The sequence below is a fragment of the Paenibacillus sp. fava2 genome, from assembly GCF_058313675.1.
The window spans coordinates 2,470,979-2,482,138 of record NZ_CM177755.1 but is presented as its reverse complement, the minus strand read 5'-3'; the positions used below and the strand labels follow the sequence as shown (position 1 = coordinate 2,482,138).

The 11,160-nt window shown below is 44.7% G+C and carries 21 protein-coding genes and 2 pseudogenes; 3 read left to right on the top strand and 20 right to left on the bottom strand.

Annotated features, from left to right (window positions below; all coding sequences use genetic code 11):
- Window positions 1–249: 249 nt before the first annotated feature.
- From AC4G46_RS10475 to AC4G46_RS10460, 4 genes and pseudogenes are all read right to left on the bottom strand, one after another.
- Window positions 250–579 (bottom strand): annotated as a pseudogene (locus AC4G46_RS10475) (transposase); the annotation flags it as partial.
- On the bottom strand, window positions 573–812 hold the full coding sequence (locus AC4G46_RS10470) for a recombinase family protein (protein WP_491128841.1): 240 nt from the start codon (window positions 810–812) through the stop codon (window positions 573–575). The pseudogene AC4G46_RS10475 and the gene AC4G46_RS10470, both read right to left, overlap by 7 nt.
- Before the next feature lie 258 nt (window positions 813–1,070).
- Window positions 1,071–1,256 carry a hypothetical protein gene (locus tag AC4G46_RS10465; protein WP_491127880.1) on the bottom strand — a complete coding sequence of 62 codons (186 nt, stop codon included), beginning with the start codon at window positions 1,254–1,256 and terminating at the stop codon, window positions 1,071–1,073.
- A 34-nt stretch (window positions 1,257–1,290) separates the two neighbouring features.
- A complete protein-coding gene (locus AC4G46_RS10460; protein WP_491127879.1) occupies window positions 1,291–1,491 on the bottom strand; it encodes a hypothetical protein in 201 nt (66 codons plus the stop codon).
- 351 nt (window positions 1,492–1,842) lie between these two features.
- Between AC4G46_RS10460 and AC4G46_RS10455 the strand changes: the two genes are divergently transcribed.
- Together AC4G46_RS10455 and AC4G46_RS10450 are read left to right on the top strand one after the other, a co-directional pair.
- Complete coding sequence (locus AC4G46_RS10455; protein WP_491127878.1) at window positions 1,843–2,229, top strand: IolE/MocC family protein; 387 nt, start codon at window positions 1,843–1,845, stop codon at window positions 2,227–2,229.
- A 290-nt stretch (window positions 2,230–2,519) separates the two neighbouring features.
- Window positions 2,520–2,915, top strand: coding sequence for a nucleoside 2-deoxyribosyltransferase (locus AC4G46_RS10450; protein WP_491127877.1), 396 nt, complete (start codon window positions 2,520–2,522; stop codon window positions 2,913–2,915).
- A gap of 153 nt (window positions 2,916–3,068) precedes the next feature.
- Here AC4G46_RS10450 and AC4G46_RS10445 read toward each other — a convergent pair whose 3' ends face one another.
- The 16 genes and pseudogenes from AC4G46_RS10445 to AC4G46_RS10370 form a co-directional block, all read right to left on the bottom strand.
- Window positions 3,069–3,254: a hypothetical protein gene (locus tag AC4G46_RS10445; protein WP_491127876.1), complete on the bottom strand. Its 186-nt coding sequence runs from the start codon at window positions 3,252–3,254 to the stop codon at window positions 3,069–3,071.
- Window positions 3,235–3,420: pseudogene (locus AC4G46_RS10440) on the bottom strand (DUF7678 domain-containing protein); the annotation flags it as partial. The gene AC4G46_RS10445 and the pseudogene AC4G46_RS10440, both read right to left, overlap by 20 nt.
- Before the next feature lie 101 nt (window positions 3,421–3,521).
- Window positions 3,522–3,731 (bottom strand): hypothetical protein, encoded by a 210-nt coding sequence (locus tag AC4G46_RS10435; RefSeq protein WP_491127875.1) that lies wholly within the window; start codon window positions 3,729–3,731, stop codon window positions 3,522–3,524.
- 54 nt (window positions 3,732–3,785) lie between these two features.
- Window positions 3,786–4,445, bottom strand: coding sequence for a hypothetical protein (locus AC4G46_RS10430; RefSeq protein ID WP_491127874.1), 660 nt, complete (start codon window positions 4,443–4,445; stop codon window positions 3,786–3,788).
- Window positions 4,446–4,633: 188 nt separating this feature from the next.
- A complete protein-coding gene (locus AC4G46_RS10425; RefSeq protein WP_491127873.1) occupies window positions 4,634–4,951 on the bottom strand; it encodes a hypothetical protein in 318 nt (105 codons plus the stop codon).
- Between the two features lie 27 nt (window positions 4,952–4,978).
- On the bottom strand, window positions 4,979–5,257 hold the full coding sequence (locus tag AC4G46_RS10420) for a hypothetical protein (protein ID WP_491127872.1): 279 nt from the start codon (window positions 5,255–5,257) through the stop codon (window positions 4,979–4,981).
- A gap of 174 nt (window positions 5,258–5,431) precedes the next feature.
- Window positions 5,432–5,614, bottom strand: coding sequence for a DUF6906 family protein (locus tag AC4G46_RS10415; protein WP_491127871.1), 183 nt, complete (start codon window positions 5,612–5,614; stop codon window positions 5,432–5,434).
- A 39-nt stretch (window positions 5,615–5,653) separates the two neighbouring features.
- Window positions 5,654–6,862, bottom strand: coding sequence for a replication protein (locus AC4G46_RS10410; protein ID WP_491127870.1), 1,209 nt, complete (start codon window positions 6,860–6,862; stop codon window positions 5,654–5,656).
- Window positions 6,863–6,889: 27 nt separating this feature from the next.
- On the bottom strand, window positions 6,890–7,099 hold the full coding sequence (locus tag AC4G46_RS10405) for a hypothetical protein (protein ID WP_491127869.1): 210 nt from the start codon (window positions 7,097–7,099) through the stop codon (window positions 6,890–6,892).
- A 475-nt stretch (window positions 7,100–7,574) separates the two neighbouring features.
- On the bottom strand, window positions 7,575–8,264 hold the full coding sequence (locus AC4G46_RS10400) for a Rha family transcriptional regulator (protein WP_491127868.1): 690 nt from the start codon (window positions 8,262–8,264) through the stop codon (window positions 7,575–7,577).
- A 204-nt stretch (window positions 8,265–8,468) separates the two neighbouring features.
- A complete protein-coding gene (locus AC4G46_RS10395) occupies window positions 8,469–8,744 on the bottom strand; it encodes a hypothetical protein (protein WP_491127867.1) in 276 nt (91 codons plus the stop codon).
- A 79-nt stretch (window positions 8,745–8,823) separates the two neighbouring features.
- Window positions 8,824–8,991 (bottom strand): hypothetical protein, encoded by a 168-nt coding sequence (locus AC4G46_RS10390; protein ID WP_277469828.1) that lies wholly within the window; start codon window positions 8,989–8,991, stop codon window positions 8,824–8,826.
- A gap of 251 nt (window positions 8,992–9,242) precedes the next feature.
- Complete coding sequence (locus AC4G46_RS10385; RefSeq protein ID WP_491127866.1) at window positions 9,243–9,446, bottom strand: hypothetical protein; 204 nt, start codon at window positions 9,444–9,446, stop codon at window positions 9,243–9,245.
- Window positions 9,439–9,882 (bottom strand): hypothetical protein, encoded by a 444-nt coding sequence (locus tag AC4G46_RS10380; protein ID WP_491127865.1) that lies wholly within the window; start codon window positions 9,880–9,882, stop codon window positions 9,439–9,441. The genes AC4G46_RS10385 and AC4G46_RS10380 overlap by 8 nt, the downstream gene beginning before the upstream one ends.
- Before the next feature lie 130 nt (window positions 9,883–10,012).
- Window positions 10,013–10,162 (bottom strand): hypothetical protein, encoded by a 150-nt coding sequence (locus tag AC4G46_RS10375; RefSeq protein ID WP_491127864.1) that lies wholly within the window; start codon window positions 10,160–10,162, stop codon window positions 10,013–10,015.
- 110 nt (window positions 10,163–10,272) lie between these two features.
- A complete protein-coding gene (locus AC4G46_RS10370; RefSeq protein ID WP_491127863.1) occupies window positions 10,273–10,539 on the bottom strand; it encodes a hypothetical protein in 267 nt (88 codons plus the stop codon).
- 131 nt (window positions 10,540–10,670) lie between these two features.
- Here AC4G46_RS10370 and AC4G46_RS10365 point away from each other — a divergent pair, with 131 nt between their 5' ends.
- Window positions 10,671–11,153 (top strand): helix-turn-helix domain-containing protein, encoded by a 483-nt coding sequence (locus AC4G46_RS10365; protein ID WP_491127862.1) that lies wholly within the window; start codon window positions 10,671–10,673, stop codon window positions 11,151–11,153.
- Window positions 11,154–11,160: the final 7 nt, after the last annotated feature.

Sequence of the window (11,160 nt, the reverse complement as noted above, 5' to 3'; positions counted from 1 at the left end):
ATGCAGTGATTGGCTGCTTTGAACTACTAAGATATGGTGATGGAGCAGCGCGGAATCTTGATGGCGACAGGATACAGCTATGCGTTAATGAGGACGGTTAGCACAAAGCGCCGGAGTCATGATTTACGTGATCCCCTCATGAACTGCGTTCAAACCACCACCCGCTGCAGCGGGTGGCAGACATAAAAGCTCTGCTTCAGATTGTCGGGAAATCCAGGTCATTTAAAGAACTTGGGTTTCTTTTGTGTTTCAATGTCGAACTGCGAACGTGAAAAAGAGGGGATTATCCCTGTTTTTCACGGCGATCCAGTGGGTCGCCGTCTTCTTCATGTTCTGCACGGTTGTTGTCATCAGCGCTTGTCCCCTGGCGTTTGGCAGCCCGCGCAAACGGCAATAGCGAAACTCATGGAGCTCTTTAACATCTGCGAAGCTTCGCTCAATCGTTTCTTTTCGTTTGCGGTACAGCTGTTTACCCGACTTGCTGAGTCGGTTGTTCCGGACCCATTCTTTGCTCTCCTCCCAGACATGCCGGGTTACCACTCTCCTGTGGTTTTTGGTCTGCGCACACTCGTTTAAGAGTATTTCGTTATCCAGGCAAACATGTCCGTGCCGATCTCTCGCGTAATATACCGCCACTCCGTTTTGATACCGTCATAGCCTCTACCTAGCCGATCCAGAGCACCTACGTAAACCAGATCACCTTTCCAAAGCATGAGCCGCATTGCCTGATAGCCCGGACGATCAAAATCTTTACCACTCTGCTTATCCACAAAAATAAATCGCTCTTCAATCCCTAATTCCCGGAACTTCAAAAGCTGTCGCTCTACATTTTGCTCCTTTGTAAAAACTCTCCCGTATGCAATCTTCAATGAGACCCCTCCTAATAGAAAAAACGTCTCAAATGATCCCTTGAATCACTGAGACGTTCCAAAACTGATTTTATGGCTTTTTGAAACGAACTATTGACCAGTCATTCGGCTGTCTCAAAAAGCATGCTTTTTGGAACTGTTCCTTCATCTAGTGTAGAAGGTGACCGAGGTCGTCTCAAATGAAAAATCATAAATGAAAAATTATTTATAACGTTTACCCACGAACTCTAATTGCTCAATTATGCGTATGAACTCTCTCTCCATTTTCTCGTAGAGCTCCAAATCTTCTTTCTTTATTGCTTCCTCCATAAGATCGCTATAATCTGTAAGTTGCTGCAATAAAGTGCGTCGCCGTTGCAGGTGTCCTTTCTGTAATTTAAAGTTCATCCAATCACGCTCCTCATTTATATATAGAAGTCCATTAGGATTCTGGAACCACTTCATAATAAACAGCTTCAATACTCCCCTTAATTGGAAGGACACTGGTTCCAGTTCTTTTTAGGCTTGAAATTATTTTTCTGGCCTTATCCTTGTTCTCGTACCCCTCTATTTCTTCAAGTGTTGTATAACATTCAAACCGTTTTCCCATACCCGTAATTCCGGTATACACAGCGATCTTCATTTCAATCACTCCTCGGTTATAATAATGTTGTCTTTGCCAGCGTAACTAACACGAGCGATTTTATTGTCCGCATCTTTTATCTTCACGGTGTAAGTATCAACTAGCTCGATTTCTAGCAACTCCGTTACGAAATTTGCTTCCAGCCATTTCAAAATATAAAACTGCTCTACGGTTTCAGCTTGATCATCTCAAATTCTCCCCTGGCTTTGTGCGGCTACCGACCAGTGTCTTCAAATTGCGTAATAAGCACTATGACTCTCGATGAAAAGCTTCTTTAAAGTAACGCAACTTCGCTACAATCCATTCGTCTTATAGTAAAGAGAAAAAGTTATAAGACTGGAGGTTTTTACATTGCTGAAAAGGATTATATTACTCATCCTCTCATCTATTTCATTATTTTTAACTGTCTCTTGCAGTCAGGAAACAAGCATAGACATAGATGATGCAGTCGCGAAATCCGAGAAGTATTTCAGGCAACTTGATGAAGTATCTACTACAGCATCTTCATACGATGGTAAAAAAGATCTTAAATTCAGGTTGATGGTTGAAGGGAATCCTACTGAAACTGAAGCAACTATTTTTTTCAATCGCATATTGGACGTTATTGCTAATTATTCAAATCATTCAGATGTCTGGGATTTTTACAATGGATATTTTGATATCACGAATTATGACCAGGGAGTTATTTATGAAGGTACGAAGTTAATTGGTGAAGATTTATTAGTCCAGACCAAGTGAATTTTTCATCCTAACTATCATAGAACATCAGTTAATAACACAGCTGCAGCCTATGACTTTATTTTCTCTTCAGACTGCCGCGATAGGCTGGTTTTCTCACTGTGCTATCCCTCCCTCATTGCGCAATATTCGTCAACGGTCCAGTACTCTCGTACTGTTCATTACCTATTGGGAACATTTATATATAATAATGTAAAAGAATAGTGCGCCCACATTAAGCTAACAGACAAAACCCTTCCAATATATGCTAATATAACGGCATGCTTAGAAAACAGAAATGGGGAAACGAAATGAAATTTTACATAGCATCCAGTCTCAATAATATAGAAAACGTGCGGCAAGTCGCTGAGAATTTGAAAGCGCGTGGTTTTCAACATACATACGACTGGACAACAAATTCGAACATAGACTCTATCACCAAACTTCGTAAAATTGGCGAGGAAGAGGTTTCAGGTGTTTTGGCTGCAGATGTAGTAATTGTAATGATCCCAGCTGGGAAAGGGAGTCATGTTGAGTTAGGAATTGCTCTGGGAGCAGGAAAGAAAATCTATTTATACTCCGCAACTAATGAACTAAATGAAATTGAAAACACATGTACGTTTTATCATGTAGACTCAGTAGAACAGAGGATTGGCTCCTTAGATGACTTGATATATTCAGTCTGTTTTGAATACAAGCATCATTAAGCTATCGGGACATGTTAGTCCAAAAACCAGCAGTAGTCTAGAATTCAGTTTTCCAGTTTAAGACAACTGTTGGTTTTTATATTTTGCCCCTTAAAACGTGCTCTTTTGGAAATGGCTAGTGAGCAGTTTGCGTAAACCGTGCATCAATCCGTCTCATCGAAACATCTGTTTATATTCTTTGGAATCAAATTTACCCGTTTCCCGATCTATAGCGACCAGACCGATATCCGTATGAAAAACATGGCATCTATCATTTGAATGTGCATAATGGACTTCTTTATAATCTGCTTCTGTTAATACACGACACAGAATCATTTGTTCAAACAGACCCAGCTGCATAATTCACTTCCTTATCAAATTGCCGAACTGCTGCTGTGATAACTGCACGAGTCGCGCTATCTTCCGGGAGCTCCCAGCCTCGATCATAGTTGGCTAGATGTTTGCTGAACTCTTTGGTTGATTCGGATATATAGGTCCTACTGATTCGACGCTCGGATATGCCATACGAGGATGGTTCTCAGAATACATGTGCATGTACATATAGACCTAGCACCTCGCCTTCAAATCTGTCCCCTGCGTACAGGGGACGTTTGTATTCCAGTGGCCTTAGTGTTTATCTCCCTTTTTGGCATATAACTCATACTCATCAGTCATGGCGGTATCCTCCAATACATTTCCGTTAAACAAGACTTCTAATGCTGTCTCAGAATCATGCCCTTTTTTCAAAAGATCGGCATACATCCATTTGAGATAAGCATCCTCATTTACAAATCTGAGCATGTGCGCTGCATTGAATACGGGATAATCTGATTCCATACGACTCATCCTTTCTGTCCTGAAGTTGAGATCTATTAGAGTCCTGAACGGTCTCTAGATAATTCGCAGGGACTGGGCCAGTAAAATAAGTGCGGTTTTCTTCACCTGATAATACTTCGCACGGTACCAGTTGAATTTGTTCATGAGGTACTCATCTAACTCTTCCTCCCGGCAAAAATACTTCGCTTCAATCAGCATGAGTTGATCAGGATCAAGGCTACGCAAGGCCTTTTCCATCGGATATATCTGATCCTCAACCTCCCATATTTCATCCTGGAGCCGTTCGGCTTTATCATACATACTCATGACGGCTTGCTCCGTTGATGAGTGAGGGATTCCTGATCGTCCACTGACTCCGGTAAGTTCCATACCCGCCGTGACCTTAGGCTCTTTCGGTTTCATCTGCATCAGCTGTGATTTCAACCAATTGATCCGTTTATTTGCCTGATAATATTGCTTCAAGCGGTACTCTACGATAGATACGTATTGCTGCCGGATAGCTACAGGAATATTCATTTCAATCTGTTCCACTTCTTCATCGTAAGCTCGGGCAGAAGATTTACCCGTTTTCTCCAAATGCTCCTTAATGATCAGCAGTTCTTGCTCCACCGCAGCTGTTATCTTTACTGACTTCTTCAACTTTTGGTACCTTGCAAATAACCAATCCACCGGTACCAATGAGATGTTGAGCTCCGTGACCTGAAAGTTCTTCAATCCCTCACACTCCCCCCTGGGTAAGCCCTCTGTCTCTTCCAACTCGAAATCCCAAGAGCTTTGTTCAAATCCCTTGTTACAGACAATGCACTGGAAGGCGTACTCTCCTACTTCCTGGCACCTATTGCCGCAATGAAGGCAGATCAATCACCTTCCCCCCCCTTCGCTTGCTTGGTACATGTTGACGATTAGACTCTCATCATTTCCCATGGCAGCAGCTTATCCTTAATCTCCTGGTAGGCATCGGTACGGTCGTACAGTGCAACATACCGGTGCTGCGTATCCGCTGTGCCTGCGCCAGCATTGGCGCTGTAGAGAAAAGCTGATGGAGCTTCAGCATGAGCTGTACCCAAGATAGGCACGCCAAGCTTTTGACAACGCGTCTTGGTTAGCAGGATGGCAAAAGAATAACCCTTGCCTTCCCAGCGCTTGGAACGCGGAATGTAGTACGGTAGACCGGATTCCAGCACTTCTTGTTTGGTATAGCGCCCCTGTGTATTTGGCATTGTGCTCCTCCTTCATTCTCGAATGGTTCAGCCTTGACGAGTCACCCAGGCAAAACCGATCTCGCCCCGTCCCGGATCTTCCACCACATAAGCCACACCTTTCGTGATGTACGGGTTGGTAGTGATCCGCAGTGATCCGAAAGAGGTCTTGACAGACTCATACTTAGCAATATCCGCATCCGGACACACACACATTTTCAGGCGGTCAATGCTGCACCCCTTACTTGGAGATAACAGTGGGCGGATTGCCCTGTTAATCATGTCCATGGCGCGAGGATGAATCGGCTTGGCGGAGAATTGACTCATAATCCCGCCCCTCCTTCCCACACATCAGAATAGTTGTAACTGACCCGCCTGCTCGGTAGTTGTAAACTGAGCACTTCCTATCTCAAAAGAGATCGTATGTTCTGATTAATATGCATGACTCTCCCTGTCGGAAGCCCCACACTCTTCCAACCTTCGCTCCGTCTATAGCTTTTTCTAGCAGTTCAACAAACGTGTCGTTCCCTTCTTTTTGTGCACAATCTCCATCTGCCCAGGAGTAGCACGTAATACCAGCCAGTTCTCTGGTGCCAACCGGTGTAGGCTGATCACTCCCTTTTGCTTCCGCGTGGGACGCACGGCTCTACTCTTCTTTTCCCGGGATTTCACATGAGTGCTCATCTGTTCCGTCCTTTCAATTCGTTGTTGGTATTTAAATTTTCATCGTTGACGCACTGCGGTTCGTTCCAGGGCTTTGGCTTCCTTGATCTCTTGTGCCTTACGCATCATCTCAGCCATTTCATTCGGGTTAGGCATCGTCCCACCGCCATCACCGGTCGAGATTGGGATCTGCGGCTTTCTGCTTCTTCCGCCCTGGCTGCGCGAACCTTCGTAGCTCCTTGAAACATGCTGCGTAACTGAAGGCCCTGCGGGTTTCCTGGTTTCCGGGTTGTCTATGCCACCCCGCTCACGATATCCCCGGAGGATGCCTTGTACATAAGCCAGGTTTCGCTTATCCGACCCGAGCCGGTAGGCCGCTCTCATGGCGGTATGCAGCCACTCTCCCCCGTAGGTGTCGTATAGGGACTCCAGGTCATTTTCATCAAAAGGGGTTAGCCTGCGACCTGCGATAAAGTTATTTTTGTAGTCCAGCAAGTTGTTCTGAAAAGAATAGGGCTCCTGATCCGTCTTCACCATGTCCGCGCTGGTTCTAGTTGTTATTGTTGTGGTAGTAGTTCTTTTAATTCTTTTAAATCTTTTAATAGCTTTAATACTAGCTTTAGAAACGCTGAAACCCTTGATACGACTAGAATAATTGCGTGTGACGGTTCCCTTTTTGGGAACTATGCGGTTCCCCTTTCGGGAACTGGCTAGTTCCCTTTTCAGGAACTCAATTCCCTTTTCAGGAACTCGGTCCCCTTTTGGGGAACTCGGTTCCACTTTCGGGAACTCAGTTCCTCTTTTGGGAACTCGGTCCCCTTTCGGGGAACTCGGCTCCTCTTCCGGGAACTCAGTTCCCTTTTCGGGAACGGTAAACTTCAGTAAATTAGCTGAAGGCCTCGCCAGATTGAGATTGATTAGCTCCTTGAACCTGTTGGGATTCGCACTGATGACTGACTCCATGGTCCAGAGATCGTAATGCTTATTCAGCTGAAAAGTATTCAACTCCTTATCCCAAAGAATGACATTCCCTTGAAGAAGCTCTTCTAAGACACCACGGATATGATTTTTACCTATCCCTGTTTCAGCAAAATCCTTCAATTCCGGAATGATCGCCGATGGCTTCCCGCACCCCCAGCTCAGCGTCAGGATAAAATCTATGACATTACGCTGGCGCTGAGAAAATTTCCGCCGGATCAGCTCTCGGTGTATTTCATGCGATATTCTGATGTGACCATCCGTTGGCTGAGGATTAACACTGGAATCCACGGCATCGCCTCCTGTATTCTGTCGGGCCTAGATCGCCCTGAATCGCTTGGTTCTCTCCTGCCATTCCCGGTTCAGACCGCAGCCCTTGGCGGGGAACTCATAATGCCTGCGTCCGCATACAAACGACACGAATAAGCCGGTTGCCTGCTCGTAGTACATCCCGTTCAAAACTTCTGGCGGCTGCTCGATCTCAACATCGATTAGATCAAACAGATCCATTTGCTCGACATGCTTCATCGCACGCCCCCCCCCTTGTCACTCCGGTCTACTGAACGCAAAATTGCGCTAAGTGAGGAAATTGCATTACTGAATGTTTTATGAGATAATAGCCGCGCGTGTTGGACCAGGTACGTAAGCATTTGCGGTGCTTATGTACCTTTTTTGTTGTTCACTCCGCATAATGTTCTTAACTAGCACATGATGCTGCAGCGGATTACGTTCAAACCATATGGTCGCGAGTAAGGGTAATGTCATCTCTTCCTGCAAAAGTTCCTCACCTCCCTCTAGTCTCCGGCACTGAGCGCAAAATTGCGTTCAGCCCCTCTGCAAAGCTCAGCGCAGAAATGCGTTCACTGACCTGTAGCTACTGAGCGCAATGCTGCGTTTATCCCAAAATGTACAAGAAACACTTAACGACAGACTGCGTTCAGTCCAATGGACGCATAGAATCGTTCATTAGATGGATTGAAACTCAACTGAGCACAGAACCGCGTTAAGTTAGCGGTCTCCAGCCTTCCACATATTGCAGTGCCTTCTCAAAGTCTTCTTTCCGGATATCCCTGTAGCTGGCAACCTCAAACTCGGCATAGATCGCCCGGTACAATTGCCGGTAGAATCCCGGCCTCCGGCTTGCCTGATTCGCCAACAAGATCACCCTGCGGCCTATAGCCGCATGCAGCTTCTTCTGCTCCACGGTCTTGAGTGTGACTTCCTTGACTACATCGCCCAGCCGTTGCTCTACTTCCTGTACGCGTTCCTTCATTTGAGTAAAAATCGCTTCACTAATGAGCAACGGATTGGGTGGTGCGGAAGCAAGCCGGCCTTGTTGTTGTAGCTGGTTCTCCATTTGATTGAAGGCCGCAATATAATCTTCCTTGAATCTCGCCGCTTCACGGCCGGTAAAACCCGTAATCAGGAACACAAAACCGTCCCGGGTCACCTTGTAATACGGATTTTTGCGTCCCGACCTATCCGAATATTCACTAAGCGCAAAATTGCGTTCAGTAAATTCGGGACTGCATTCCAGTGTCTTAATGCTTCTCAGAATATCCGCATGACGTTTGCCGAACTTGTCCGCAATGCTCCGGCTATCGGTCATGGCTTGTCCATTCTCCACGTAGACAAAATGGCCGTTCTCATCCTGGTTTGTTGCAAGCGATGGAACTGTAAGTCCGTTTGTCATTAACATCCACCCTTCGTTATGCCGTTCTGATGAATCAAATACATTACTGTACATAGGGGATGGAGTAGCCCTTCCTCTACGGCGGATTCCGCGACCTTCCCGGCACTGACCGGTAGGTTTCGGCTGGTATCCCTCCAGCCATCATCAGGCGGTTATTCATCATAAGAAGCTATAAGCGCAGCCATAATGCCTGGATCGGCTCCGTCAGCCCATCCTCCTTACTGAGATCGCATCGGCCCACTCCCACTCTTCCGGTTGCTCGGAATTTGAAGTCCGTTCATAAATGTTGTGATAATCAGCTTCAGCTACAGTCTCCACACGATATTCCATCCGTCTTCCGATCTGATCCTTGCCTCTGAAATAGAGATGCTTCCGGTCGTCTGACACTACCTTCACAATTGCAGAGATGTGCAACCAGTCCTGCAGATATTCTGCAGCAGCCCTGCCAGTGATCACCGGCAATGAGTTTGCATTCCCCACATACATTCACTCCTTTGGTTGTTATCTGATTTCTCTTATTTCATTTACGAGAAATCCCGTCGCTACTCTAATGTGCCAGTTAATCAAATGATCTTTCATACAGCTGGGCAGCTTCCTCTATGGTCTTGAAATCAAATTCATAATACACCGCACGAACGACTTCTCTAATCTGTTCCTCATCCCAGCCTTTGCGTGATAATGCCGCACGGATATACCCAAGGCAGGCATTATTGCTCCACTCTTGCATATGGTCTTCCTCCTTTGATTGGTGGGGCGTTCAGAATCAGCCTCTTGAATCCCACTGATAAACTCTAGCTGGCCTGCATCTACTTCGTTGTATTGGCATATCGTTTACTAGGGATTTCACCTCTCCCCCATTCTTATGATTGGACTTAACGCATTTTTGCGTTGAGTACTTAAGCACTCAGTAATCCTTCCTTTATATCGAGCTGAGCGCAAAATTGCGTTCAGTATACGGCCAGGGCTTGTCCTATTTCTCTACAAGGAAACATGCAGCCGCACTAAGCCCAGAATGTCTTCCGGAAGATCCAGAATAATGGTTCGCAAGAGGTGAAGTTCTTCACCTGCCTTTTGGCGATCCGATTCTGTGATTAAAGTGTTGTTAGCATCAGACAAAACGGCAAGCTGCATGTATCGGATGGAGAGTGCTTCGGCAAACTTCAATTTGTTCCACTCACTCATGGGGGATGCTCAATAAGAGAGAATTTTTGTGAACAATTTCACCTTGAATCACACATCCCTGAGGAGATGGTGGTGGACTTGCTTCTATGTAATCTTTAACAAGCCCCCGCCTTTTCAACTCTTGACCATAACCTCCTTCAAAGAGACGTTTGAGTATAGATGAGATACATCTTTCTGTTATGGCTTCCATACGCTTGAGTTGTTGCTGGTAGACCTGCGCGTCATAAACATCCGTATGATTCTTCCATTCCTTGATTTGCTCTAACTTCAAATACATGCATTCAAGCCTTTTAAACTCCATTTCGTAATGCGATTGTATGATTTGCTCTTCATTAGCCTCTATTTTTGAGAATAACGAATGTCTCTCTTCTTTAATTGCGTCAATCTCTTGTGTTCTCTTCACCAGCCGCTGGGCAATGCTTATTAATTTCCTCATTACACTTGCTCCTGTCTTCTTCCGAATGACTTCTAGGCTCTGCCCAGAATATTTGAAATTGAATGAGTTCAAATTATGAATTAGCTCCTTATATAAACGCTTTATAAAGGCTATAATGATTATGTTTGCTTCATTCCGGATCTGCTTTGTCTTGTAGGCATGCCCAAGCAGCATCAGCAATCGCAATCTCCACTCTCTCCCGTTCTTCCGGGTCTGTAACAAGATGGTCATCGCAGATATAAACCTTTGTCTCACCAAATGTATAGGTTGCAACAATCATGCCAGCATCCCCCCTGGCATTATGTGTATGCCGGGATGATCGAGGGACAACCATGATTTCTCACCTCATTTCTGTAAATGTTTTAATAAAATCAAGATCTAAACTTATGACTATCCACCGTTATTTGCCGAACTACCGTAACACACTTGAGACACTTTTTCTAAAAAAAATATGTCTTCAAATGATTTATCGGGGAAATTCTTAAGTATTTTTGCCATTACATCCTGTCCCAAAGAGAATCTACTATCATCTACCGGGAGCTTAGCTCTCCATAAAGAAGATCTTGATGCGCCTATGAAATCTGCAAATACCTGCTCAGTCATTTTTTTATCCTCTTGAAGTTGATTAAGAATTCCTGGCTTTGGAATGACTCTCAAATTTCTTCACCTCCTGTATCAACCTTGTTACAAAAACAATATACCACCGTTGTAACACGCTTGCAACAACAAATTTCAAGGATGATACATAATATTGTTTCATCCTTGAAACACTTTCTGTTAAAATGGGAATGGGTGATACAAAAATGAATTTAAAAGAGTTTGGGATCTATTTTGCAAAGTTAAGAGAACTGAGTGGATATAGGAGTCAAAGAGAGCTTGCTTTGAAATCTGGTGTTAGTCACTCCACTGTTAACCGAATAGAAGCAGGTACACACAAAGTTACTCCTGAGAATTTGAAGGCATTAGCACCATATTTAAAAGATGTGGACGCTGATGATTTAATGAGGGCTATGGGATATCTAGACAATGAAGAATCCGTAACTTCAAATGAATCAAAATATTACAATCTCACTGCCAAAGACGAAAAGGACATCGGCAAAGACCTGGAGCGCATGCTTGCTGATCTCCAATCAAACGAGGCATTAGCTTTTAATGGGGAACCCATGGATGAGGAAACCAAGCGGTTATTTGCTATTTCACTTGAAAATTCTTTGCGATTGGCCAGAGAACTGTCTAAACAAAAGTTCACTCCCAATAAGTACAGAGATTAATCAGGAA